The sequence below is a fragment of the Achromobacter sp. MFA1 R4 genome, assembly GCF_900156745.1.
In the GTDB taxonomy this organism is placed as follows: domain Bacteria; phylum Pseudomonadota; class Gammaproteobacteria; order Burkholderiales; family Burkholderiaceae_B; genus Achromobacter.
Genome location: NZ_LT707065.1, coordinates 225,790 through 248,342, shown reverse-complemented (window position 1 = coordinate 248,342; position 22,553 = coordinate 225,790). Strand labels below are relative to the sequence as shown.

The window sequence follows — 22,553 nt, the reverse complement described above, 5'->3', positions numbered from 1 at the left end:
CGGCCCGCGCCGGATCAGGCGGCGCCCAGGCCCGTGAAGAATCGCCGGGCGTTGGATTCCAGGCCTTCGATGTAGTAGCCGCCTTCCTGCACGATCAGCGTCGGCAGGACCAGGCCGCCGACTTCCCGGCCCAGGCGCTCGAAGCCGTCTTCGCTCACGCTGACCATGGCCTGCGGATCCTTCTCGAAGATGTCGAAGCCCAGCGACAGCACCAGGGCATCGGGCTGGAACAGTTCGATCGCGCGGCGGGCCTGCGCCAGCCGGTCGAAAAACACCGATTCGGGCGAGCCGTGCGGCATCGGCAGGTTGATGTTGTAGCCCAGGCCTTCGCCGGCGCCGCGCTCGTCCTCGAAGCCCGCCACCACCGGGTAGAAGTTTTCGGGATCGCCGTGGATGGACACGTAGAGCACGTCGCTGCGCGCGTAAAAGATCTCCTGTATGCCCTGGCCATGGTGCATGTCGGTGTCCAGGATGGCCACGCGCGGAAAGCGGGCCGTCAGGCGCTGCGCGGCGATGGCCGCGTTGTTCAGGTAGCAGAAGCCGCCCGCGGCGTCGCGCCGGGCGTGGTGGCCGGGCGGCCGGCAGATGGCGTAGGCGTGGCGGTCGCCGGCCAGCAGCGTCTCGGCGCCCGCGATGGCGCATTGCGCCGACCAGTATGCCGAATGCCAGGTCTTCGGGCCGACCGGGCAACTGCCGTCGGCCAGATAGCGCCCCGCCTTGGCCAGCACGCCGCGCAGGGCGTTGGGTTCGCGCACGAAGACGTTGGACACCACTTCGCCGCCCCAGTCTCCGGGGAGCTTCATCCAGTCTTCATGGGCGTCCTGCAGGAAGCGCAGGTAGTCCAGGCTGTGCACCGCCGCCAGCGCCCCGGCGCCGTGGTCGGCCGGGGCCTGCACGTCGAATCCCAGCTTGCGGGCCGCCTGCACCAGGCCGTCCAGGCGCGAGGGCACCTCCTGCGGCGTGCGCATCTTGCCGCGCGAGAAGTAGGTCTGCGGATGGTGCAGCTTTTGATCGTCGTGGAAAAACGCCTTCATGCCAGGGACCCCTGATGCCTAATGTGGACTGCTCGCCAGATGCGAGGCGGCCGTGGGAATAAACCAGAGAGAAAACCATGAATTCTTATCCAGCGGCCACCCCCTGCTTATGGGGGATTACCCCAGGCCGCGCGCGCGGCCGGCCTTAAAGATGGCCGCCGCCCGCGCGGGGGACTTGCCTGTATCATGCGCACGAAGACTTCCGTCCCTCCCGCGCGCCGGTTTCCCGCGCGCGGCCGCATCATCAGTGACCCGGATAGCCGCCATGCCCGACCCGCTTCGTCTGCAGGCATTGATACAGGACTGCGCCCGCGGCCAGGAATCCGCGCTGGCCGAACTCTATCAACAGACGTCCCCGCATCTATTTGCGCTTGCCGTACGTATATTGCGGCGAAGCGACTGGGCGGAGGAAGTCCTCCAGGACAGCTTCATCAATATCTGGCGCAACGCCGCCCGCTATTCTTCGGAGCAGAGCCAAGTCATGACCTGGATGACGCGCATCGTGCGCAATCGCTGCATCGACCTGCTGCGCAGGCCGGACCTGGAGCGTCCCGACGCCGACGGCGAGCTGACGCAGGCCTGGGCCGACGACGCGCCCGGCCCCTTCGAGCGCCTGCAACGCGACCAGGACGGCCAGCGCCTGGCCGACTGCCTGAAACAACTGGAGGGGCAGCAACGCACCGCCATCGCGCTGTCCTTCTTCGATGACCTCAGCCACAGCGAGATTGCCCGGCGCCTGCAGGCGCCGCTGGGCACGATCAAGAGCTGGGTGCGGCGCGGCATGGACCGGCTCAAGAGGTGCCTGTCATGAACTACAGCGATCCCGAACTGCGCGCGCGGCTGGCCGCCGACTACGTGGCCGGCGCCATGCGGGGCGGCGCGCGCCGCCGCTTCGAGGGCCTGATGGCCGCCGACGCCAACCTGCGCCGCCAGGTGCGCGACTGGGAAAACGACATCTATCCGCTGCTGTGGTCGCTGCCTACGCGCGTGCCGCCGCGCCGCGTCTGGCGCGCCATCGAAGCGCGCCTGAAGCCGGGCGGCGCCCGCGGCTGGCAGGGCCTGGCTTTCTGGCGCGTGCTCAGCGGCGCGCTGGCGGCGGTGCTGGTGGCCGGGGTGGTGGTCTACCCGATGCAGGTCGACCGCGCCGCGCGCACGCAATTGATGGCGGTGCTGCAAAGCCCGGAGGCGCAGGCCATGCTGGTGGTGCGCGCCGACGAGCGCGGCGGCCTGCATGTCCACGCCCTGCAGGACCTGGCCTCGCGCGCCGGCGGCAAGGCGCTGGAGCTGTGGGTGATCCCGCCCGGGCAGGCGCCGCAATCGGTCGGCGTGGTGGCGCCCGATGGCCAGACGGCGCTGCGGCGCAGCCAGGGCCTGGAAGGCATACAGAAGCTGGCCATCACGCTTGAACCGCCGGGCGGATCGCCGTCGGGCAAACCGACCGGGCCGGTCATCATGAGCGGCGACGTGCTCAAGATCTGAGCCGCATCCAAAGCGGGCCGGACCACGTATAGAGGGGTATTCCATTGCGGAGCCCCTCATGTCTTCCTGGATTACCGCAGGCCCGCGCGGCCTGCTTGCCATCGTGGTCCTGGCCGCGCTGGCCCTTGGCCTGCTGGCCGCCTGTTCGCCCCTGACGGTGCTCAATGGCGCCGTGCCCGACGACGCCCACCGGGTCTCGGCGGGACTGGCCTACGGTCCGCTGGCGCGCCAGCGGCTGGACGTGTACCGGCCGCCCGGCGCGGTGAATGCGCCCGTGGTGGTGTTCTTCTATGGCGGCAGCTGGCGCAGCGGGGAACGGGCCGACTACCGTTTCGTCGGCGACGCGCTGGCGGCGCGCGGCATGGTCGCGGTCGTTGTCGATTACCGGCTCTATCCCGAAGCCGGCTACCCGGAATTCCTGCGCGACGCCGCCCTGGCGGTCGCCTGGACCCAGCGCCATATCGCCGACCATGGCGGCGATCCGCGGCGCGTCTTCGTCGCCGGCCACAGCGCCGGCGGCTACATCGCCGCCATGCTGGCGCTGGACGGGCGCTGGCTGGGCGGCGCCGGCTCCAGCCCCGCGGCGCTGGCGGGCTGGATCGGCCTGGCCGGGCCCTATGACTTCCTGCCCATCGTCTCGCGCACGCTGCGGCCGGTGTTCGGCTACCCGGACACGCCGCCCGACTCGCAACCCATCCACCACGTCAGCGCGGCTGCGCCGCCCGGCCTGCTCTTGACCGGCGCGGCCGATACCACGGTCGACCCGCGCCGCAACAGCGCCAGCCTGGCCGCCGCCCTGCAAACCGCCGGCGCGTGCGCGAGGTTGGTGACCTACCCCGACCTCGGCCACAAGCTGCTGGTGGGCACGCTGTCGCGCCCGCTGCGCTGGCGCGCGCCGGTGCTTGACGACCTGGACGCGTTCGTGGCCCATCCCTGCCCGAACGCGGCGCGCCAGAAATAAGGGTTTTCACTGATGCATCCGACGCATCCGTTGCGGCCGCCCGCCCGTATATCCCGACACGTTTCACACAGGACATCATGATGCGCTCCGTTTTCGCAGGCTGGACCGCTTCGATCAGGCGCTGGGTCGATACGCAGGCGCAGGACGCGCCGGGCGGCGATCCCGATCGCATCGACTGGACCCGCGCCTTGCCCTTTGCGTTGTTGCACATCGGCTGCCTGGGGGCGCTGTGGACCGGCGTGTCGCCCGCGGCGCTGGCGCTGGCGGCGGCGCTGTACGCCCTGCGCATGTTCGCCCTCACCGGGTTCTATCACCGCTATTTCTCGCATCGCACCTTCCGCACCTCGCGCGGCATGCAACTCGCGTTCGCCGTGCTGGGCGCATCTTGCGCGCAGCGCGGGCCGCTGTGGTGGGCGGCCCACCATCGCCACCATCATCGCCATGCCGACGGCGAACAGGATCTGCATTCGCCGCGCCGCCATGGCTTCTGGTGGAGCCACATGGGCTGGTTCCTGACGCGCCGCGCCTTCGCCACCGACCTGGCGCGCGTGCCGGACCTGCGCGGCTACGCCGAACTGCGCTGGCTCGACCGCTACGACGCGGCGGTGCCGCTCGCCCTGGCCCTGGGCTGCTATGGCCTGGGCGCGCTGCTGGAGCGCGTTGCGCCCGGCCTGGGCACCGACGGGCCGCAGATGCTGGTCTGGGGCTTTTTCGTTTCGACCGTCGCGCTCTTTCATGCCACCGTCACCATCAACTCGCTCGCGCACCGCTACGGCAAGCGCCGCTACGACACCGACGACGACAGCCGCAACAACGCCTGGCTGGCGCTGCTGACCTTCGGCGAGGGCTGGCACAACAACCATCACTTTTATCCGGGCTCGGCGCGGCAGGGGTTCCGCGCCCGCGAGATCGACATCACCTGGTACGGCCTGCGCCTTCTGGCGGCCGCCGGCCTGATCTGGGACCTCAAACCCGTGCCGGCCTGGGCGCTGGCCGCCGCCAAGGAGTGAACATGCGCATCGCGATCATCGGCTCGGGCATCGCGGGACTGGTCTGCGCCTGGAAGCTGGGCCGCGACCACGAGGTCACGCTGTACGAGGCCAATGACTACCTGGGCGGGCATACGCACACGCATACGGTGGAGCTGGACGGCCGGCCGTATCAGGTCGACAGCGGTTTCATCGTCCACAACCCGCTCAACTATCCGCACTTCACGGCCCTGCTGGATGAACTGGGCGTGGCGTCGCAGCCCACGACCATGAGTTTTTCGGTCCACAAGGAGGCCGATGGCCTGGCCTACAACGCGACCTCGCTGGACACGCTGTTCTGCCAGCGGCGCAACCTGGTGTCGCCCCGCTTCCTGGGCATGGTGCGCGACCTGCTGCGGTTTTACCGCCAGGCCCCGACGCTGCTGGACTCGCCCGATCCGGGCCCGACGCTGGGCGATTATCTGGCGCAACACCGGTATGGCGACGCCTTTCGCACCGATCACCTGATCCCGATGGCGTCGGCGCTGTGGTCGTCGCCGGCGGCCCGCATCCTGGAATTCCCGGCGCGCTACCTGGTGCAGTTCATGGCCAACCACCAGATGCTGCGGATCAGCGGCCGGCCGCAGTGGCGCGTGGTGCGGGGCGGATCGCGCCGCTACATCGATGCGATGCGCCAGCGCTGGACGGTGCGCGAGCGGCTCGGTTGTCCCGTGCGCAGCGTCAGGCGCCACGCCGCCGGCGTGCGGGTGGTCACGCGCGACGGCCAGGAACCCCATGACGAAGTGATCTTCGCCTGCCACAGCGACCAGGCGCTGGCGCTGCTGGCGGACCCGACGCGAGAGGAGCGCGAGGTGCTGGGCGCCATCGCCTACCAGGACAACGACGTGGTGCTGCATACCGACGCGCGCCTGCTGCCGCGTCAACGCAAGGCCTGGGCCGCCTGGAATGCCTATGTGCCGGCCGACCCGGCCGCGCCATGCTCGGTCAGCTATTGCATGAACCTGCTGCAGGGCATCGAGTCGCCGCGGCCGTTCGTCGTGACGCTGAACCGCAGCGACGCCATCGACCCGGCGCACGTGCTGGCGCGCATGCATTATCACCATCCCGTCTACACCCATGCGTCGGTGGCCGCGCAGGCGCGCCGCGCGGACATCTCGGGCCGGGGACGCACCTGGTACGCCGGCGCCTATTGGGGCTGGGGGTTTCACGAGGATGGCGTGGCCAGCGCGCTGGACGTCGTGCACGCCATCCAGTCCAGGCCGCAGGCGTGGGACCGGGAGGCGGCATGACGCTGCAAAGCGCCGTCTACGAGGGCAGGGTGACGCACCGGCGCCACCACCCGCATGCGCATGGCTTCGGCTACCGCATGGCCCAGCTCTATCTGGACCTGGACGAGATCGATCAGGTGTTCCAGGGGCGTTGGCTGTGGTCGGTCGAACGGCCCAACCTGGCGCAATGGCGCCGCGCCGATTACCTGGACGCGGACGGCGGGCTGCCGCTGGCGCAGGCCGTGCGCGAACGCCTGCGGGCGAGCCTGGGGGACGTGCCGGGCGGGCCGATCAGGTTGCTGGCGCATCCGCGCTACGCGGGCTATGTCTTCAACCCGGTCAGCTTTTACTACTGCTTTGAAGCCGACGGCCGCACGCTGGCCGCGATCGTGGCGGAAATCACCAATACCCCCTGGAAGCAGCGCCATTGCGTGGTGCTGCCGGCCGCCGCCGCCGAGCGCGAGGGCGCGGCGCTGGCCTGGCGCTTCGACAAGCGCTTCCACGTGTCGCCCTTCATGCCCATGGACTGCGCCTACGACTGGCGCTTCACCGCACCGGCGGACGACCTGCGCGTGCACATGCGCGTCAGCCGCCAGGGCGTGGCGCAGTTCGACGCGCGCCTGGATCTGCAACGCCGGGCGCTCGACGGCGCGGCGCTGGCCCGGCTGCTGTGGCGCTATCCGCTGATGACGCTGCAGGTCATCGGCGCCATCCACTGGCAGGCGCTGTGCCTGTGGCTCAAGCGCAACCCCGTCTACGACCATCCCCGCACGCCCAACGGAGAACCGAAATGAAGCCCATGACGCCCTCTGAACACGCTTCGATCGCGGCCAGCCGCCGCGCCGGCCCGCTCGACCGCCTGTTGCGCCAGCGCCTGTTCGCCAGCCTGGCGGCGCTGGACCATGGCCAGCTGCTGATCGAGGACAGCCTGGGCAGCGTCACGCTGGGCCGGGGCGATCCCTGCGTGCGCCTGACCGTGAGCGACCTGGGGTTCTACCGGCTGGTGGCGGCGCAAGGCAGCGTCGGCGCGGGCGAAGCCTATGGCGACGGCCTGTGGCGCTGCGATGACCTGGTCGGCCTGGTGCGCCTGCTGGTGCGCAACCGCGACACGCTGGACGCCATGGAATCCGGCCTGGCGCGGCTGGCCGGCTGGGCGCTCCGGCGCTGGCATGCCGGCAATGCCAACACCCGCGCGGGCAGCCGGCGCAACATCGCCGCGCACTACGACCTGGGCAACACGTTCTTCGGGCTGTTCCTGTCGGATGACCTGATGTATTCGTCGGCAATGTGGGCCGACGGCGACGACACGCTGGAAGCGGCCTCCCATCGCAAGCTGGAGACGATCTGCCGCAAGCTGGAACTGCGGCCCACGGACCGCGTCGTGGAGATCGGCAGCGGGTGGGGCGGCTTCGCGATCCACGCGGCGCGCCACTACGGCTGCCATGTCACGACCGCCACGCTGTCGCGCGAGCAACACGACCTGGCGGTCGAGCGCGTGCGCGCCGCCGGCTTGCAGGACCGTGTCGACGTCGTGCTGCGGGACTACCGCGACCTGCAGGGGCAATACGACAAACTGGTGTCGGTGGAGATGATCGAGGCGGTCGGCGCGAACTTCCTGGAGACCTATTTCCGCCAGGTCGCCAACCTGCTCGACCCGCGCGGCCGGGCGCTGATCCAGGCCATCACCATCGAAGACCACCGCTACCAGCAGGCGCTGGCGTCGGTCGACTTCATCAAGCGCCACATCTTTCCGGGCAGCTTCATCCCGTCGATCGACGCCATGCTGCGCGCCAAGACGCGCGCCTGCGACCTGGCCCTGGTGCACCTGGAAGATTTCGGCCTGTCGTATGCGCGCACCCTGCAAGCCTGGCGCGAGCGCTTCCTGGCGCGGCTGCCGCAGGTGCGGGCGCAAGGCTTTGACGCGCGCTTCTGCCGGCTGTGGGAGTTCTATCTGGCGTATTGCGAAGGCGGCTTTCGCGAGCGCTCGATCGGCGTCGCGCACCTGCTGCTGACGCATCCGCAGGCGCGCGTCACGGGCGCGCGCTGGGTGAGGGAGGACGCATGATGCGGTTCTGGGCCAACCTGATCGGCTACCAGCTCGTGTGGTTCTGCGCCGTGATCGGCGCGGGCCGCGGCCTGGCCTGGCCGGGCGTGGCCGCCGCCCTGGTCTTCATCGTGGCCCAGCTGGCGGCGTCGGCCACGGCGCGCGCCGATCTGCGCCTGGCCGGAGCCGCCGTGATCTGCGGCATGGCGCTGGACGGCACGCTGTCCGCGCTGGGTTGGGCGCGCTATGCCGCCGACGGCTGGTTCGCGCCGGCCTGGATCCTGGCGTTGTGGGCGGCGTTCGCGCTGACCCTGAACCATTCGCTGGCCTATCTGCGCCCGCGGCCCTGGCTGGCCTGCGCGGTCGGCGCGATTGGCGGACCGCTGGCCTATTGGGGCGCCGCGCGTGGCTGGCAGTCGGTGCAATTCGAACCGCCAGCGTGGCGCGCCACCGCCGCGCTGGCGGCGGGCTGGGCGCTGGCATTGCCGGCGTTGACCGCGGGCGCGCGGCGCTGGACTCGGGAGGCATCATGACGATCTGGCAGCAATGGTTATGCATCGCGGCCGGCATGATCGTCGCGATGGCGCTGGCCTGGGGCTGGCAGCGCCGCCGCGCCAATGCCGGCATCGTCGACGTGGTGTGGGCGCTGGGCATGGGCGCGGCCGCCTGCCTGATCGCCGCCACCGGCACGGGCAGCATCGCGGCCCGGCTGGCGCTGGCGCTGATGGCGGGCGTCTGGTCGTTGCGGCTGGCCTGGCATCTGTGGCGCCGCGTGCGCCAGGGCGAGGACGGACGTTATCGCGCGCTGCGCGAGCATTGGCAGGGCCACCAGGGCAAGTTCTTCGGCCTGTTCATGTTCCAGGCCGGTTTGGTGATGTTGTTCTGCCTGCCGTTCCTGGCGGTCGGCGCCAGTCCGGCGCAAGGCTGGCCGGTGGTCCTGGGCCTGCTGATCTGGCTGGCGGCGCTGTCGGGCGAGGTGACCGCCGACCGCCAGCTCGACCGCTTCCGCGACGACCCCGCCCATCGCGGCCGCACCTGCCGCGAGGGCCTGTGGCGCTATTCGCGCCATCCCAACTATTTCTTCGAATGGTGCCACTGGTTCGGCTATGTCGCCCTGGCCTGGGGGTCGCCGCTGCAGTGGATGGCCTGGCTGGGACCGGTGCTGATGTACGTGTTCCTGCGCTGGATCAGCGGCATTCCGTTCACCGAGCAGCAGGCGCTGCGCACGCGCGGCGACGACTACCGCGACTATCAGCACCGCACGTCGGCCTTCTTTCCCTGGTTTCCCAAACACTGACGAGGCATGCCATGACGACCGCCACCTTGCACGACACTCCCCTGGCCGCCGATCGCCCCGCGCCCGGCCTGCTCGGGCTGGCCGAACGCGGCTTGCTGCCCGACGCGCTGCTGCGGCTGGGCATGCGGCGCCTGTGCGCCCAGCGCCTGGCGCAGGAATATGCCGGCGGCATCGACGCCTGGACCGAGCGCGACCGCCAACTCATCGCCGGGCTGCGCGCCAGCGCCGTGGCCATTCATACCGACGCCGCCAACGCCCAGCACTATGAATTGCCCACCGCCTTCTTCCAGCTGTGCCTGGGCGCGCGGATGAAGTATTCAAGCTGCTACTACCCGACCGGCGGCGAAACGCTGGACCAGGCCGAGCTCGCCATGCTGCGCCTGTACGGCGAGCGCGCCGGGCTGGCCGACGGCCAGGACATCCTGGAGCTGGGGTGCGGCTGGGGCTCGTTGACCTTGTGGATGGCCGAGCAGTTTCCCAACGCGCGCATCACGGCGGTGTCCAATTCCGCCACCCAGCGCCAGCACATCGAGGCGCGCTGCCGCGAGCGGGGCTGGTCGCACGTGCGGGTCGTGACGTGCGACGTCAACGTGCTGACGCTGCCCGGCGCCGCCTTCGACCGCTGCGTCTCCGTGGAAATGTTCGAACACATGCGCAACTACCAGGACCTGCTGGCGCGCATCGCCCAGTGGCTGCGGCCCGGCGGCAAGCTGTTCGTGCACATCTTCGCGCACCGCGAACGCGCTTATCCGTTCGAGACCGAGGGGGCCGACAACTGGATGGGACGGCATTTCTTCACCGGCGGCATCATGCCGTCGGCGCATACCTTGCTGCACTTCCAGCGCGACCTGCAGTTGGAAGAGCGCTGGTTCCTGGATGGCACGCACTATGCGCGCACCGCCAACCACTGGCTCGCCAACCAGGATGCGCGGCGCGGCCAGGCGATGGCGGTGCTGGGGCAGGCCTACGGCGCGCCGCTGGCCGCACTGTGGAACCAGCGCTGGCGCATGTTCTGGATGGCGTGCGCCGAGCTCTTCGGCTATGACGCCGGCCAGCAATGGGGCGTGGGGCATTACCGCTACACGCGGCCCTGAGGAGAACCATCATGCTGCGAACCCTGTACATCGCCGCGGCCGCCCTGCTGGCCGGCTGCGCGTCGCCGCCGCCCATGCCGCCGGTGGCCCAGGTGGATCTGGACCGCTTCATGGGCGACTGGTATGTGATCGCGCACATTCCCAGTTGGCCCGAGCGCAACGCCTACGACGCGGTCGAAAGCTACCGGCGGCTGCCGGACGGCCGGGTGCAGACCGACTTCCGCTACCGCGACGGCAGCTTCGACGCCCCGGTCGACACCATGCACCCGGTGGCCACCGTGCGGCCGGACACCGGCAACGCGGTCTGGGGCATGCAGTTCATCTGGCCCATCAAGGCCGAGTACGTCATCGCCTACCTGGACGAGGACTACCAGACCACCATCATCGGCCGTTCCAAGCGCGATTACGTCTGGGTCATGGCGCGCGTGCCCTGCCTGGACGACGCGGTCTACGCCGACCTGCTGCGCAGGGTGGCAGCGCTGGGCTACACGGAAACCCCGCGCAAGGTGCCGCAGCGCTGCGACCGGTGAACCCCAGCCGGTCCGCGATTTCCACTACTGCGGCACGATCTGCGCCGCCTTGACGATGTCGCGCCACTTTTCTCCCTCGGACACGTTAAACCGCGCGAAGGTCGCGGGGTCCGATCCCACCGGCTTGGCGCCCAGGCCGGCGTATTGCGTCACGACGTTGGGTTGCTTGAGCGCGCGGGCCGCGTGTTCGGAGAGCTTGGCCACGATGGCCGGCGGCGTGCCCTTGGGCGCCCACAGGCCGTACCAGGTGCTGATGTCAAAGCCGGGGAAGCCGGATTCGGCCATGGTGGGCACGTCGGGCAGTTCGTCCACGCGGCGGGCGGTGGTGACGGCCACCGCGCGCAGCTTGCCGGACTTGATGAACGGCATCGCCGAAGGCATGGAGTCGAACATCAGCTGGATCTGTCCGCCCACCAGGTCCGTCAGCGCGGGGGCGCTGCCCTTGTAGGGGACGTGCTGCATCCGCAGCCCGGAACGCACCTTGAACGACTCGCCCGCGAGCTGCTGCGCGGACGCCGATCCGGCCGATCCGAAGTTCAAGGGCTGGGCCTTGCCCTGCGCCACGAGGTCCTGCACCGTGCGGACCGGGGACGCCTGCGGCACCACCAGCACCAGCGGCACGTCCGCCAGCTGCGTGATGGGCACGAAGTCCTTGAACGCGTCGTAGCGCATGGACGCATAGATGTACGGGTTGATGACGTGCAGCGAGGCGTTGGCCAGGAAGGTGTAGCCATCCGGCGCGGCGCGCGCCACGAGATCCGCGCCGATCATGCCGCTGGCGCCGGGCTTGTTGTCGACGATGATGTTCTGGCCGATGGTCTTGGACATTTCCGCCGCCACCAGCCGCGCCACGATGTCGGTCGGACCGCCTGGCGGATAGGGCACGACCATGGTGATGGGCTTGCTCGGAAAGGCGTCGGCGGCCGGCGCGGCCAGGGGCAGGCAGGCGCAGCCCAGGGCGAGCGCCGTGGCGGCGAGATGGCGCAGGCGGGGCGCTACGCGGGAGCGGCGGGGCCGGGCGGCGCGCCGGAAGTCGTTGGCATGCATGGGGTTGTCTCCGTCGTTATCGTGATCGCCACCTTGCCGACGACTTGTCGGCTTTCCAGGGCGGCGAGTGCTGCGGCAAGACCGGTGATCGGATAGATCGCCGTTACGGCCGGCCGGATCCGCTGGCTGCGGGCCCAGTCGAACAGGGTGGCCATGGTCCGCTGCACGGCGGGCGCGTGGACGATGCGTTCGTCAGCGGGCGTCCAGCCGATGTAGCGGCCAAAGAAAAACCCATGCAGGGTTATGTTTTTTACGAGCAGCAGGTTCAGCGGCACCTCGGGGATGCGGCCGCTGGCGAAACCCACCGACACCATGCGCGCATTGGCCGCCGCGGCGCGCACGCTGCGTTTGAAGGCGTCGCCGCCCACCGCGTCCAGCACCACGTCGGCGCCGCGCCCGGCGCTTGCCGCCTTGACGGCCTGCGCCATGTTCTCGTCGGCCGCGAAGGCGTGCGCCGCGCCGGCGTCCAGCGCGGCCTGGCGCTTGGCCGGCGTGCTGGCGCAGGCAAGCACGGTTGCCCCCAGCGCCGAGGCGATCTCCACGGCCGCCAGGCCCACGCCGGAGCCGGCGCCCAGCACCAGCACCGTCTCGCCCGGCTGCATGGCGGCACGCCAAAGCAGCGCCGCCCAGGCGGTGCCGTACGAAATGGGGATGGGCAGGGCGGCCAGGAGCGGCAGGTCGTCGGGCACCGGATAGACCGTGTATTCGGGCACGGTCAGGCGCTCGGCATAGCAGCCCCAGCGCGAGAGCGCCACCACCCGGTCCCCGGGCTTGATGCGCGTGACGTTCGCGCCGCATGCGATGACGCGGCCGGCGGCTTCCGTGCCGGGCGCGAAGGGCAGGGGCGGGCGGCTCTGGTAGCGTCCTTCTATCAACAGCTTGGTCGCGTGGCTGACGCTGGCGTAGTCGACGGCGAGGGTGACGTCATCGGGCCCCGGCGCGGGGGCATCGGCGATCTCGTCGACAAGCACGTCCTCGACCGGACCGTGGCGGTGGCAGACCAGGGCGCGCATCACAGGGACTCCTTGCCGGCGTCGGCCTGGCGCAGCACGCCGGCCTGCAGCATGGCCTGGATCTCCGCTGGCGCCACGCCCCATTCGGTCAGCACCTCCACGGTGTGCTGGCCGATCGCGGGCGCGGCCTGCAGCGGCCTGCGCGCGGCGGCGCCCGGCGCGCGCGCATAGGGCAGGGGCGTGCCGCCCGGCTGTGCCAGCGGCTCCAGCAGCCCCAGGTGCGCCGCCTGCGGATGGGCGGCCAGGCCGTCGTAGTCCCGCACCCGCGCATGCAGCACGTCCTCGCGCGACAGGCGTTCCTCCCAATGCGAGGCGGGGTGCAGCGCCAGTTGCTCCGCCATCTCCCGATGCAGCCGCTCGCGCTGCGCCATGCGCGCGGCATTGCTGGACAGCGCCGGATCGGCCAGCCATTCGGGACGGTCCAGCGCGCGGCACAGGCGCGCGAACTGGTCATTGTTCAACGCCAGTACCGACAGGCGCGCGTCGGCGGTGGGGAACACGCCGTTGGGGGCGCTGACCGCCACGGCCTCGCGCTCGCCCGCGATGCCGTAGGCGAGGATGTCATTGACCTGCAGGGCGGCGCAGGCCTGGAACAGATTGAGCTGCACGTGCTGACCGCGGCCGCTGCGCGCCCGCTGGTAGAGCGCGGCGCTGGCGGCCTGCGCCGCGTACAGCGCAGTCGCGATGTCCGCCATCAGCAGGCCGATGCGGCGGGGCTCTCCGGCAGGCGTCTGGTTGGCGTACATGAGGCCGCTGTCGGCCTGCATCACGGAGTCCGAGGCCGGGGCATGGGCGTAGGGGCCGTCGGGTCCATACCCGCTGATGGACACATAGACCAGGTCCGGGCGGCGCTCGGCCAGGCCGTCGTAACCCACGCCCATGCGCTCGGCAACGCCGGGCCGGAAGTTCTGGATCACGATGTCGGCGCGCCCGGCCATGTCCGCAAGCAGCGTTTTGCCCCGCGCCTGGCGCGCATCCACGCACACGCCGCGTTTGCCTACGTTGTAGGCGATGGACAGGGCGCTCTGGTCGTCGCGCACCACGCCGACGTGGCGGCCCCAGTCGCCGTCAGGCGGTTCCACCTTGACCACGTCCGCGCCTTGCTGCCACAGGATTTGCGCGCAGTACGGCCCGGCGATGCCTTGGCTGAGGTCCAGCACGCGCAGTCCCGAATAGGGGGCGCAGGAGAGGTCGGTGGGCGAGGTCGGCATGGGCTGCTATCGGTTCAAGGGCAATGAGGACGATGCTAGACTCGGCCGACGCATTGGACAATCCACCGGTTTGTGCCGGGAATGGTGAATCATGATTGACAATATGCCGGACCTGAATCTCGTCAGGCTGTTCGTGGCGATGGTGGAGTCGCGCAACCTCAGCGCGGCCGCGCAGCGTTGCGGCATGACGCGGTCCAACATGTCGCATCGCCTGAAACGGCTGGAGTTGGACCTGGGCGCGCAACTGTTCCGGCGCACCACACGCCACGTCGAACTGACGCAGGCAGGGCAGCTGCTGTACCAGCATGGCATCCGGCTGCTGGATGAAATGCGCGCGGTGCAGGCCGCCATCGACAGCCTGGATGGAACCGTGCGCGGCGACGTTCGCATCCGGCTGCCCACGGGGCTGGGCCATCTTTACCTGGCGCCCGTGCTGCTCGATTTTGCGCGCGCCTATCCCGACATCGCGCTGCGCGTGCACATCAACGACGGCATCGGCGACCTGATTTCCGCCGAGGTCGACATCGCGCTGAAGATCACGTCCTCGCCGCCCGAGGATCACGTCGCGCGGCGGCTGTGCGGCATCCAGTGGTGCCTGTGCGCGTCGCCGGACTTCCTGGATCGCAATGGCCCGGTAGATCGGATGGAGCAGCTGGGACGCTGCGATCTGATCGCGCCGCAATCGCTGGGCCGGCGTTTCGACCTGCGGCTCAGGCAGGCCCATGGCGACCCGCTGATCCTGCGCGTCGCCCCGCGGCTGCAGTCGGGGGATTATCCGTTCTTGCGTGACGCGGTGCTGGCTGGCCTGGGGGTGGCCCTGCTGCCGCGCTATGCGGTATGGAGCCAGCTTCGCGACGGGACGCTGCAGGAAGTGCTGCCTGCGTTCGAACCCGAGGGCGTGGGCGACGCCATCTATCTGCTCACCGCGCCCAATCGGTTTCCTTCCATGGCCACGCGCGTGCTGGCCGACTTCCTCCGCGCGCACATCGAGCGCCATGCGCAGGATTGGGGCAGGGCCGCGACGGCCGCGGCGTGAGGCGCCGCGCTATGCCGCCGGCGCACCGATGCGTTCGATGGCGGCCTGCAGATCGTCCGCGTGCACCATCAGCGCTCGCACCTGGCGCAGCAGCGGATACTGCTCGCGTACCGCGCCCCATCGCGGCGACGCCAGCAACTGATGCCAGACGGATTCCAGCCGTTGCGGATCCGGCGCCTCGCCGTCGAGCAGCAGGCTGGCGTAGTCCAGGCTGGGCTGGGCGGACAGCAGTTGCATGCGGCTGGCGGCGCCGAGAAGCCGGGGCGCGGACTCCGCGGGTGCGTCGGAGAAATAGAGCACGGTCCGCATCAGGCTGGGTTCGTCCGTCGCCAGCGCGGCGAGCGACGCGCCGCGCAGGTGCACCGGACCCTGGTGGCTATCGAATGGGTAGACCGTCTGCGCGTCGGCGTGCGCCAGCAGGCGCAAGCCGCGCAGCAGGCGAGGCAGGTCCGTGGACGCAGCGTCCGTCGACGCCTTGGCCTCCACCAGCAGGCAAACGTCCCAGGCAGGCGTTGCGTCCTCCCCCTGCGACTGGCGGAGCAACACGACGTCCCATTCTGTCTTGGCGCGCTCGGCGTTGCCGGGCATCGAGGCCGGAACGCGCATCGAGGTGACCACACGGAAGCCATCGCCGGTCGTGGCGGCAAGGCGATCGGCCAGCGCCGCGATCGTTCGTTCGGCCAGGGTTTCGACCGCGATGCCGCGGCGGCGCGAAGCCAAGCCCTGCGCGGCGGCCTCGGCGGTGCCGGGGCGGGGACCTTGCCGCGCCCAAAGCATCTGGTAGCGCTGCACAAGCGGATCGGATGCAAGCCCGTCAAGCTGGCGCAGGCGCGCCAGCGCGGGGTCGTCGAGCAGCCGTTGAAGACCGTTGGTCAGGGGGGAACCATTGGGGCCCGCGTCATCGCGCGGCGCCAGCGTGGCGAGGAGGCGGGCGGCCTCGTGCGCCAGGGCGGACCAGTCGCCGGCCGCGGCGGCCGCATGCAGTTGCGCCAGCGCGTCGCGCAGCGGCCCGGCGGGCATGCCGCGCCGCTTGCCGGGATGGGCCAGCGCATCGACCGCGGTGCGTACGCTGCGGTGGTCCGGCGAGGCATGCGCGGACAGCGACGCATATTCCCGGACCTGCGGCGAGCGGTGCCGCAGCACCATGGCCTGGAAGGCGGGATCGCCGCGCAGCGCCCCGTGGATCAAGCGCGATAGCGCATCGATGAACCCGCGGCGCGTGTCCTCGGCGGGCGCGCTGCCCGCGCCCAGCGAGGCGCGGGCATGTTCGATGGCGACGGCTAGCGCAGTCGCCGGATCGGAAGCTTCAGGCCCGCTCGCCGCCTCGGGCGCTTCCTGCAAGCGATAGCGGCGCGCGACGCCGCGCAAGGTCTGGTCGAGCAGGGAAAGCGCACAGGGCAGGGGCATGAAGGTTCCGAGGCATGGCTGGACTCGCTGCCCCCGGAACGCGCTACCAGGGAACGATCGACACGGCGACCGAAACGACGACGACCAGGACAATCAACGCGAGGATGTGATTCGTACGCATATTTTCTCCTTGAATGGACACTCGTCGACAGTACTTTGACAACGAATGCGCCGTCTGCAACTGAAGATGTAATTCCTCATCGGATGTTATCGAGGGCTGGGCATTGCACTTGCGGACCGGACGGACCTTCAAGGTATAAGAGTAGGCATGCGGCCGCGAAGCCCTCGCGCCGCGCCTATCGGGAGATGCCATGCGCGACATCGTGCAATTGCGTCCGGAAGGCCTGTATTGCCCGGCCGGCGGCTTTCATATCGATCCCTGGCGGCCCGTCGACGTCGCCGTGCTGACCCATGGCCACGGCGATCATGCACGCTCGGGCATGGGCCGCTATCACACCAGCGCCGAGGGGTTGCCCATCCTGCAATGGCGGCTGGGAGACCAGGACTATCGCGTCCATGACTACGGCGAGACCTTCACGCTGGGCGAGGCGCGCGTGTCGCTGCATCCGGCGGGCCACGTGCTGGGATCCGCGCAGGTGCGCATCGAAGTGGGCGGCCAGGTCTGGGTCGTGTCGGGCGACTACAAGCGCCAGCCCGATCCCACCTGCACGCCGTTCGAGGTCGTGCCCTGCGACACCTTCATCACCGAGGCCACCTTCGGCCTGCCGATCTATCGCTGGCCGAGCGCGGCGGATGTCGCGCGCGACATCGTGCAATGGCGCGACCACTGCGCCTCGCGCGGCGAGGCCGCCATCCTGTACTGCTATGCGCTGGGCAAGGCGCAGCGCGTGCTGGCCGAGCTGATGCCTTTCGTGGACCGGCCCGTCTATCTGCATGGCGCAATTGCAGCGGGGGTGGACGTGTACCGCAAGGCGGGCGTGCCGATGGCGGACACCCGCCTGGTCATCGACGCCGGCGCCGCCCCTGCCGCCTCGGGCACGGGATTTGCTGGAGAGCTGATCCTGGCGCCGCCTTCGGCAGCCGGCAGCGCGTGGTTGCGGCGGTTTCGCAAGGCCCAGCACGGCTTCGCGTCCGGCTGGATGCGGCTGCGCGGCAACCGGCGCCGGCGCAACATGGATCGCGGCTTTGTCGTGTCGGACCATGCGGACTGGCCCGATCTGCTGCGCACCGTCCATGAGTGCGGCGCGCGCCGCGTCATCGCCACGCATGGCGATACCGAGGCGCTGGTGCGCACGCTGAACGAATCGGGGATCGCCGCCGAGACGCTCGTCACGCAGTACGGCGAAGACGATTGAGCCCGCGCGGCGGGGATGACAGGCCAAGACAGGGGAACGGACTCAGGCATGAAGCGATTCGCGGCGTTGTATCAGGAGCTGGACCGCAGCACCGCCACATTGGACAAGCGCGCGGCGCTGGTGGCGTACTTCCGCGAAGCGCCGCCGCGCGACGCGGTGTGGGCGCTGTACCTGCTTGCGGGGGGCAAGATCACCAGCGCGCGGCGCAAGATCGCGGGCGTCGGAGAGCTGCGGGCCTGGGTTGCAACGGCCAGCGATACCGCGCCGTGGCTGGTGGACGCCTGCTATGACCAGGTCGGCGACCTGGCCGAGACGCTGGCCCTGCTGATTCCCGACCCCGGCCAGGCCGCGCCCGATCGCGGCCTGGCCGACTGGATCGAAGAGATCCTCGTGCCCGTCGCCAATCGCGACGAGGCCGAGCGCCGCGACGTCATCGTGTCGGCGTGGCGGGGCCTGCCGTATGCCGAACGGCTGGTCTTCAACAAACTGCTGACTGGCGCGCTGCGCGTCGGCGTGTCGCAGCGCATGGTGCAGCAGGCGCTGGCCGAGATGTCGGGCGTGCCCATCGCGCGCATTGCGCAGCGTATGCTCGGCGCGTGGTCGCCCAGCCCCGCGTTCCTGCGCGACCTGCTCAGCGCCGAAGAACTGCCCGGCGACCGCCAGCAGCCTTATCCCTTCTTTCTCGCGTCGCCGCTGGAAGGCGAACCCGTCCTGCTGGGCGCGATCGACGACTGGCTGATCGAATGGAAGTGGGACGGCATCCGCGCGCAACTGATACGGCGGCGCGGCGAGGTGGCCTTGTGGTCGCGCGGCGAAGAGCGGCTGGATGGCCGGTTTCCGGAAGTCGAGGCGGCGGCGGCCGCGCTGGACGTCGATTGCGTCGTGGACGGCGAACTGCTGGCCTGGCACGACGACCACGCCGGGCCGATGCCGTTCTCCGCCCTGCAGACCCGCATCCAGCGGCTCAAGCCCGGTCCCAAGTGGCTGGCCGAAGCGCCGGTGCGGCTGCTGGCCTACGACCTGCTGGAACTGGAGGGCGCCGACCTGCGTGAACTGCCGCAATCCGAGCGCCGCGAGCGGCTGGAGTCGCTGTTGCGCAGGCATCCGGATCCGCGCCTGCGCTTGTCGCCCGTCATCGCGCCGCAAGGCTGGGACGAAGCCCAGGCGCTGCGCGCGGAGTCGCGCGAACGCGGCGTGGAAGGCTTCATGCTCAAGCGGCGCAGCGCGCCCTACCAGAGCGGCCGGCGCCGCGGCGACTGGTGGAAATGGAAGATCGATCCGCTCACCATCGACGCCGTGCTGCTGTATGCGCAGTCCGGTCACGGACGCCGCAGCACGCTTTACACCGACTACACGTTCGGCCTGTGGGATGGTGATGCGCTGGTGCCCATCGCCAAGGCCTACTCCGGGCTGGACGACCGGGAAATCCTGGAACTCGACCGCTGGCTGCGCGCGCACACGCGCGAGCGTTTCGGGCCGGTGCGCTCGGTGGAGCCCGTGCTGGTGTTCGAACTGGGATTCGAAGGCGTCAACCTGTCCAAGCGGCACAAGTCGGGCGTGGCGGTGCGCTTTCCGCGGATCCTGCGCTGGCGGCATGACAAGCCGGCCGACCAGGCCGACCAGCTCGAGACCCTGAAGGCGCTGGCGCGATGAGCGGCGCGGCCCGGGGCTGGGATGCGCCGCTTGCCGCGTGGTTCGCGGCGCGCGGCTGGAAGCCCGCGGCATTCCAGCGCGAGACGTGGCGCCGCTATCTGCAGGGCGAGTCGGGCCTCTTGCACACGCCGACCGGCAGCGGCAAGACCCTGGCGGCGTTTGGCGGGCCGCTGCTGGAGGCGCTGGCCGACGCGGCGCCGGCCGCCGCGGCCACGGGCGAAGGGCCGCGCGTGCTGTGGGTGACGCCGCTGCGGGCGCTGGCCGCGGATACCGCGCGGGCGCTGACGCAGACCGTGCAAGAGGCGGGTCTGGCGTGGACGGTTGCGCTGCGCACGGGCGACGCCAGCGCGCGCGACAAGCGGCTGGCGCGGCAAGGCAAGGCGCAGGTGCTGGTGATCACGCCGGAATCGCTGGCGCTGCTGTTGTCCTATGCCGACGCGTCGCTGCGTTTTCGCGCCTTGCGCTGCATCGTGGTGGACGAATGGCACGAGCTGTTGGGCAACAAGCGCGGCGTGCTGCTGCAACTGTGCCTGGCGCGCGTGCGGCGGCTGTCGCCCCGCGCGCGCACGTGGGGCCTGTCCGCCACGCTGGGCAACCTGGACGAGGCGCGCGCGGTGCTGCTGCCGCATGCGCCCGGCAGCGCGCTGGTGGCGGGCGCGCGGCCGCGCAAAATACAGATATCGACCCTGCTGCCCGAACGCAGCCGCGCGCTGCCGTGGGCCGGGCACCTGGGGCTGTCGCAATTGGAACGGGTGTTCAAGCGCCTCTTCGACGTGCCCACGACGCTGCTGTTCACGAACACGCGTGCGCAGGCCGAGCTGTGGCACCGCGCGCTGGAGTCGATCTGGCCCGAGGACCCGCGCACGCTGGCGCTGCATCACGGATCGCTGGATCCCAAGCTGCGCGCCGCGGTGGAACAGGGCTTGCGCGACGGGACCGTGCGCTGCGCGGTGGCCACGTCGAGCCTGGACCTGGGGGTGGACTTCCCGTCGGTGGATCAGGTGCTGCAGATCGGCAGCCCCAAGGGCGTGGCGCGCCTGCTGCAGCGCGCCGGGCGGTCCAAGCACCGGCCGGGCGAGTCCGGCAACGTGGTTTGCGTGCCCGCCCAGGCGCTGGAACTGATCGAGTATGCCGCCGCCCGGCAGGCCATCGCGCGCGGCGAGATCGAATCGCGGCCGCCGCCGGTCGGCAGCCTGGACGTGCTGGCCCAGCATGCCGTGACGCTGGCGCTGGGCGGCGGATTCGAGGGCGATGCACTCTACCAGGAAGTGCGCGGCACCCATGCCTATGCGGCGCTGGATGCCGCGACGTGGCAGGCCGTGCTGGACTTCATCGTCCAGGGCGGCCGTGCGCTGGAGAAATACCCGGACTATCGGCGTGTGGTGCGCGACGACGACGGCTGTTACCGCGTGCATGACCGGCGCATCGCGTTCCGGCACCGGCTGTCCATCGGCACCATCACCGCCGACGGCGCGGTGGCGGTGAAGTACCTGCGCGGCGGCGGCCTCGGTTCGGTCGAGGAAGGGTTCCTGGCGCGCCTGCGGCGCGGCGACCGCTTCCAGTTCGCCGGCCGCACGCTTGAGCTCGTGCGGCTGGAAGGCATGACCGCCTACGTGCGGCGGGCCAAGGGCGGCGACGGCCCGGTCGCCACCTGGCAGGGCGGGCGCATGCCCTTGTCCACGCAGCTCGCCAGCGAAGTCGAAAGCCTGTACTCCCATCCCGGCACGCATCCGGAAATGCGCGCCGTCGAGCCCCTGCTGCGGATCCAGGCGCAGGCCAGCGCGCTGCCGGACCGGGGACGGCTGGTGGCCGAGCGTATCGGCACGCGGCGCGGCATGCACCTGTTCCTGTTTCCGTTCGCGGGCCGCGCGGTCCACGAGGGCATCGCCGCCATGGTCGCGCTGCGCTGGGGCAGGCGGCAGGCCAACACGTTTTCCTACACCGTCAATGACTACGGACTGATGCTGACGCTGGCCGAGCCCGCCGCGCTGGACGACGCCCTGCTGCGCACGTTGCTCAGCCCCGACGGCATGGCCGACGACCTGCGCGACGGCGTCAACCTGGGCGAGATGGCGCGTCGCCAGTTCCGGGAGATCGCGCGTGTGGCGGGCCTGCTGACGCCGTCGCTGCCCGGACAGGCGGCGCGTTCGTTGCGGCAGGTCCAGGCCTCGAGCGGCCTGCTCTACGACGTATTGCGCCGCTACGACCCCGACCATCTGCTGCTGGCGCAGGCGGAGCGGGAGGTCTTCGAACTGCAGCTCGAAGCGCCGCGCCTGATGGCGGCGTTGCGGGACTGCCAGCGCCGCGAACTGGCGCTGCGCGAACCTGGAGCGCTGACGCCGCTGTCGTTTCCGCTCTGGACGGAAAGCCTGCGCGGGCAGCTCAGCACCGAAACCTGGCAGGCGCGCGTCCGGCGCGCGGCCGAGCAGTTGGAGAAGCGCTATGCCCGCGACGCCTGACGCGGGACTGGCGATGACGCTGGCGGGCGAGCGCGTGGTCCTGCTTGGCGCGCGCGCCTTGCATTGGCCGGCGCGCGCCAGGCTGGTGATCGCCGATCTGCACCTGGGCAAAAGCCATGTCTTTCGACAGGCCGGCATCGCGGTCCCGCGCGGCGCCACCCTGGACGATTTGCGGCGGCTGTCGGACCTGGTGGCGGCAACGGCAGCGCGCGAATTGCTGATCGTGGGCGACGTGCTGCACGGCCCGGCCGCGCAGGCCGCCTGGCGCGATGCGTGGATCGGCTGGCGCCAGGCCCATCCCGATCTGGACGTGGCCGTGCTGGCGGGCAATCACGATCGCGCGCTGGACGGCGTGGCCCTGGGCATGCGCCAACTGGGCCAGGCGTGGGCCGACGGCCCGTTTCTGTTCCGGCACCTGCCGCAGGCGGACGCGCAGGGACGCCATGTGATCGCCGGGCACGTGCATCCCAAGACGCGCGTGCCCGGCGTGCCGCGAAGCTGGCCCGCTTTCTGGCTGCGACCCGCGATGACCGTCCTGCCCGCGTTCTCCGACTTCACGGGCGGACACGCGGTGCAGGGCGGGCAGGGCGCGGCGCTGGTCGCGTGCGTGGAGGGCGACGCGTTGCCGCTGGGATGGACGCCGCGCCCGGCGTGACGATGGGCACGGCGTTTGCTGCATGCGGGGCATTCTCCACGCCGCGCCATCGACCTTTCC

General features: G+C 70.5%; 21 protein-coding genes. 16 read left to right on the top strand and 5 right to left on the bottom strand.

Features of this window, described 5'->3' with window-relative positions:
• Window positions 1-14: 14 nt before the first annotated feature.
• Window positions 15-1,034, bottom strand: coding sequence for a histone deacetylase family protein (locus BXA00_RS01040; protein WP_076515481.1), 1,020 nt, complete (start codon window positions 1,032-1,034; stop codon window positions 15-17).
• A gap of 265 nt (window positions 1,035-1,299) precedes the next feature.
• On the opposite strand from BXA00_RS01040, the gene BXA00_RS01035 reads away from it, so the two are divergent.
• The 11 genes from BXA00_RS01035 to BXA00_RS00985 all read left to right on the top strand — a co-directional run bounded on the left by BXA00_RS01035 (window position 1,300) and on the right by BXA00_RS00985 (window position 10,696).
• Window positions 1,300-1,845: an RNA polymerase sigma factor gene (locus tag BXA00_RS01035; protein WP_076515479.1), complete on the top strand. Its 546-nt coding sequence runs from the start codon at window positions 1,300-1,302 to the stop codon at window positions 1,843-1,845.
• Entirely contained in the window at window positions 1,842-2,513 is a 672-nt protein-coding gene (locus BXA00_RS01030) for an anti-sigma factor domain-containing protein (protein WP_076515477.1), read from the top strand. Before BXA00_RS01035 ends, BXA00_RS01030 begins: the two co-directional genes overlap by 4 nt.
• A gap of 58 nt (window positions 2,514-2,571) precedes the next feature.
• Window positions 2,572-3,474, top strand: a complete 903-nt coding sequence (locus BXA00_RS01025; RefSeq protein ID WP_076515475.1) for an alpha/beta hydrolase — start codon at window positions 2,572-2,574, stop codon at window positions 3,472-3,474.
• A gap of 77 nt (window positions 3,475-3,551) precedes the next feature.
• The gene (locus tag BXA00_RS01020; protein WP_076515473.1) at window positions 3,552-4,484 is read left to right on the top strand and encodes an acyl-CoA desaturase; all 933 of its coding nucleotides are present in this window, start codon (window positions 3,552-3,554) and stop codon (window positions 4,482-4,484) included.
• A 2-nt stretch (window positions 4,485-4,486) separates the two neighbouring features.
• Window positions 4,487-5,752 (top strand): NAD(P)/FAD-dependent oxidoreductase, encoded by a 1,266-nt coding sequence (locus tag BXA00_RS01015; protein WP_076515472.1) that lies wholly within the window; start codon window positions 4,487-4,489, stop codon window positions 5,750-5,752.
• Window positions 5,749-6,525, top strand: a complete 777-nt coding sequence (locus BXA00_RS01010) for a DUF1365 domain-containing protein (protein ID WP_076515470.1) — start codon at window positions 5,749-5,751, stop codon at window positions 6,523-6,525. Before BXA00_RS01015 ends, BXA00_RS01010 begins: the two co-directional genes overlap by 4 nt.
• Window positions 6,522-7,796, top strand: coding sequence for a cyclopropane-fatty-acyl-phospholipid synthase family protein (locus tag BXA00_RS01005; RefSeq protein ID WP_076515468.1), 1,275 nt, complete (start codon window positions 6,522-6,524; stop codon window positions 7,794-7,796). The genes BXA00_RS01010 and BXA00_RS01005 overlap by 4 nt, the downstream gene beginning before the upstream one ends.
• On the top strand, window positions 7,793-8,308 hold the full coding sequence (locus BXA00_RS01000) for a DUF2878 domain-containing protein (protein WP_231952182.1): 516 nt from the start codon (window positions 7,793-7,795) through the stop codon (window positions 8,306-8,308). The genes BXA00_RS01005 and BXA00_RS01000 overlap by 4 nt, the downstream gene beginning before the upstream one ends.
• A complete protein-coding gene (locus tag BXA00_RS00995) occupies window positions 8,305-9,072 on the top strand; it encodes a DUF1295 domain-containing protein (RefSeq protein WP_076515466.1) in 768 nt (255 codons plus the stop codon). Before BXA00_RS01000 ends, BXA00_RS00995 begins: the two co-directional genes overlap by 4 nt.
• An 11-nt stretch (window positions 9,073-9,083) precedes the next feature.
• Window positions 9,084-10,166: a cyclopropane-fatty-acyl-phospholipid synthase family protein gene (locus BXA00_RS00990; protein ID WP_076515464.1), complete on the top strand. Its 1,083-nt coding sequence runs from the start codon at window positions 9,084-9,086 to the stop codon at window positions 10,164-10,166.
• A gap of 11 nt (window positions 10,167-10,177) precedes the next feature.
• Window positions 10,178-10,696 carry a lipocalin family protein gene (locus BXA00_RS00985; protein ID WP_076515462.1) on the top strand — a complete coding sequence of 173 codons (519 nt, stop codon included), beginning with the start codon at window positions 10,178-10,180 and terminating at the stop codon, window positions 10,694-10,696.
• A gap of 24 nt (window positions 10,697-10,720) precedes the next feature.
• Here the strand turns inward: BXA00_RS00985 and BXA00_RS00980 are convergent, their stop codons facing one another.
• The 3 genes from BXA00_RS00980 to BXA00_RS00970 are packed head-to-tail and all read right to left on the bottom strand — an operon-like array spanning window position 10,721 to window position 13,967.
• Window positions 10,721-11,743, bottom strand: a complete 1,023-nt coding sequence (locus BXA00_RS00980) for a tripartite tricarboxylate transporter substrate binding protein (protein ID WP_076515460.1) — start codon at window positions 11,741-11,743, stop codon at window positions 10,721-10,723.
• Window positions 11,692-12,756: an NADPH:quinone oxidoreductase family protein gene (locus tag BXA00_RS00975; RefSeq protein ID WP_076515458.1), complete on the bottom strand. Its 1,065-nt coding sequence runs from the start codon at window positions 12,754-12,756 to the stop codon at window positions 11,692-11,694. The genes BXA00_RS00980 and BXA00_RS00975 overlap by 52 nt, the downstream gene beginning before the upstream one ends.
• Entirely contained in the window at window positions 12,756-13,967 is a 1,212-nt protein-coding gene (locus BXA00_RS00970) for a CaiB/BaiF CoA-transferase family protein (protein WP_076515456.1), read from the bottom strand. The genes BXA00_RS00975 and BXA00_RS00970 overlap by 1 nt, the downstream gene beginning before the upstream one ends.
• Window positions 13,968-14,058: 91 nt before the next feature.
• On the opposite strand from BXA00_RS00970, the gene BXA00_RS00965 reads away from it, so the two are divergent.
• Window positions 14,059-15,003: a LysR family transcriptional regulator gene (locus BXA00_RS00965; protein WP_076515454.1), complete on the top strand. Its 945-nt coding sequence runs from the start codon at window positions 14,059-14,061 to the stop codon at window positions 15,001-15,003.
• A gap of 9 nt (window positions 15,004-15,012) precedes the next feature.
• On the opposite strand, the gene BXA00_RS00960 is transcribed toward BXA00_RS00965, so the two are convergent.
• Window positions 15,013-16,410: a 3-deoxy-D-arabino-heptulosonate 7-phosphate synthase gene (locus tag BXA00_RS00960; protein ID WP_076515451.1), complete on the bottom strand. Its 1,398-nt coding sequence runs from the start codon at window positions 16,408-16,410 to the stop codon at window positions 15,013-15,015.
• 311 nt (window positions 16,411-16,721) lie between these two features.
• Here BXA00_RS00960 and BXA00_RS00955 point away from each other — a divergent pair, with 311 nt between their 5' ends.
• Genes BXA00_RS00955 through pdeM form a run of 4 tightly spaced genes read left to right on the top strand, consistent with a single transcriptional unit; the run spans window position 16,722 to window position 22,493 of the window.
• Window positions 16,722-17,726 (top strand): ligase-associated DNA damage response exonuclease, encoded by a 1,005-nt coding sequence (locus BXA00_RS00955; protein WP_076515448.1) that lies wholly within the window; start codon window positions 16,722-16,724, stop codon window positions 17,724-17,726.
• A gap of 48 nt (window positions 17,727-17,774) precedes the next feature.
• Complete coding sequence (locus tag BXA00_RS00950) at window positions 17,775-19,379, top strand: ATP-dependent DNA ligase (protein WP_076515446.1); 1,605 nt, start codon at window positions 17,775-17,777, stop codon at window positions 19,377-19,379.
• Window positions 19,376-21,838 carry a ligase-associated DNA damage response DEXH box helicase gene (locus tag BXA00_RS00945; protein WP_076515444.1) on the top strand — a complete coding sequence of 821 codons (2,463 nt, stop codon included), beginning with the start codon at window positions 19,376-19,378 and terminating at the stop codon, window positions 21,836-21,838. Before BXA00_RS00950 ends, BXA00_RS00945 begins: the two co-directional genes overlap by 4 nt.
• A complete protein-coding gene (gene pdeM, locus BXA00_RS00940; protein ID WP_076515442.1) occupies window positions 21,822-22,493 on the top strand; it encodes a ligase-associated DNA damage response endonuclease PdeM in 672 nt (223 codons plus the stop codon). The genes BXA00_RS00945 and pdeM overlap by 17 nt, the downstream gene beginning before the upstream one ends.
• Window positions 22,494-22,553 lie beyond the last annotated feature (60 nt).

Coding starts and splice junctions, on each gene's coding strand:
- BXA00_RS01040 (WP_076515481.1), bottom strand. CDS start 1,034: ATGAAGGCGTTTTTCCACGACGATCAAAAGCTGCACCATCCGCAGACC.
- BXA00_RS01035 (WP_076515479.1), top strand. CDS start 1,300: ATGCCCGACCCGCTTCGTCTGCAGGCATTGATACAGGACTGCGCCCGC.
- BXA00_RS01030 (WP_076515477.1), top strand. CDS start 1,842: ATGAACTACAGCGATCCCGAACTGCGCGCGCGGCTGGCCGCCGACTAC.
- BXA00_RS01025 (WP_076515475.1), top strand. CDS start 2,572: ATGTCTTCCTGGATTACCGCAGGCCCGCGCGGCCTGCTTGCCATCGTG.
- BXA00_RS01020 (WP_076515473.1), top strand. CDS start 3,552: ATGATGCGCTCCGTTTTCGCAGGCTGGACCGCTTCGATCAGGCGCTGG.
- BXA00_RS01015 (WP_076515472.1), top strand. CDS start 4,487: ATGCGCATCGCGATCATCGGCTCGGGCATCGCGGGACTGGTCTGCGCC.
- BXA00_RS01010 (WP_076515470.1), top strand. CDS start 5,749: ATGACGCTGCAAAGCGCCGTCTACGAGGGCAGGGTGACGCACCGGCGC.
- BXA00_RS01005 (WP_076515468.1), top strand. CDS start 6,522: ATGAAGCCCATGACGCCCTCTGAACACGCTTCGATCGCGGCCAGCCGC.
- BXA00_RS01000 (WP_231952182.1), top strand. CDS start 7,793: ATGATGCGGTTCTGGGCCAACCTGATCGGCTACCAGCTCGTGTGGTTC.
- BXA00_RS00995 (WP_076515466.1), top strand. CDS start 8,305: ATGACGATCTGGCAGCAATGGTTATGCATCGCGGCCGGCATGATCGTC.
- BXA00_RS00990 (WP_076515464.1), top strand. CDS start 9,084: ATGACGACCGCCACCTTGCACGACACTCCCCTGGCCGCCGATCGCCCC.
- BXA00_RS00985 (WP_076515462.1), top strand. CDS start 10,178: ATGCTGCGAACCCTGTACATCGCCGCGGCCGCCCTGCTGGCCGGCTGC.
- BXA00_RS00980 (WP_076515460.1), bottom strand. CDS start 11,743: ATGCATGCCAACGACTTCCGGCGCGCCGCCCGGCCCCGCCGCTCCCGC.
- BXA00_RS00975 (WP_076515458.1), bottom strand. CDS start 12,756: ATGCGCGCCCTGGTCTGCCACCGCCACGGTCCGGTCGAGGACGTGCTT.
- BXA00_RS00970 (WP_076515456.1), bottom strand. CDS start 13,967: ATGCCGACCTCGCCCACCGACCTCTCCTGCGCCCCCTATTCGGGACTG.
- BXA00_RS00965 (WP_076515454.1), top strand. CDS start 14,059: ATGATTGACAATATGCCGGACCTGAATCTCGTCAGGCTGTTCGTGGCG.
- BXA00_RS00960 (WP_076515451.1), bottom strand. CDS start 16,410: ATGCCCCTGCCCTGTGCGCTTTCCCTGCTCGACCAGACCTTGCGCGGC.
- BXA00_RS00955 (WP_076515448.1), top strand. CDS start 16,722: ATGCGCGACATCGTGCAATTGCGTCCGGAAGGCCTGTATTGCCCGGCC.
- BXA00_RS00950 (WP_076515446.1), top strand. CDS start 17,775: ATGAAGCGATTCGCGGCGTTGTATCAGGAGCTGGACCGCAGCACCGCC.
- BXA00_RS00945 (WP_076515444.1), top strand. CDS start 19,376: ATGAGCGGCGCGGCCCGGGGCTGGGATGCGCCGCTTGCCGCGTGGTTC.
- pdeM (WP_076515442.1), top strand. CDS start 21,822: ATGCCCGCGACGCCTGACGCGGGACTGGCGATGACGCTGGCGGGCGAG.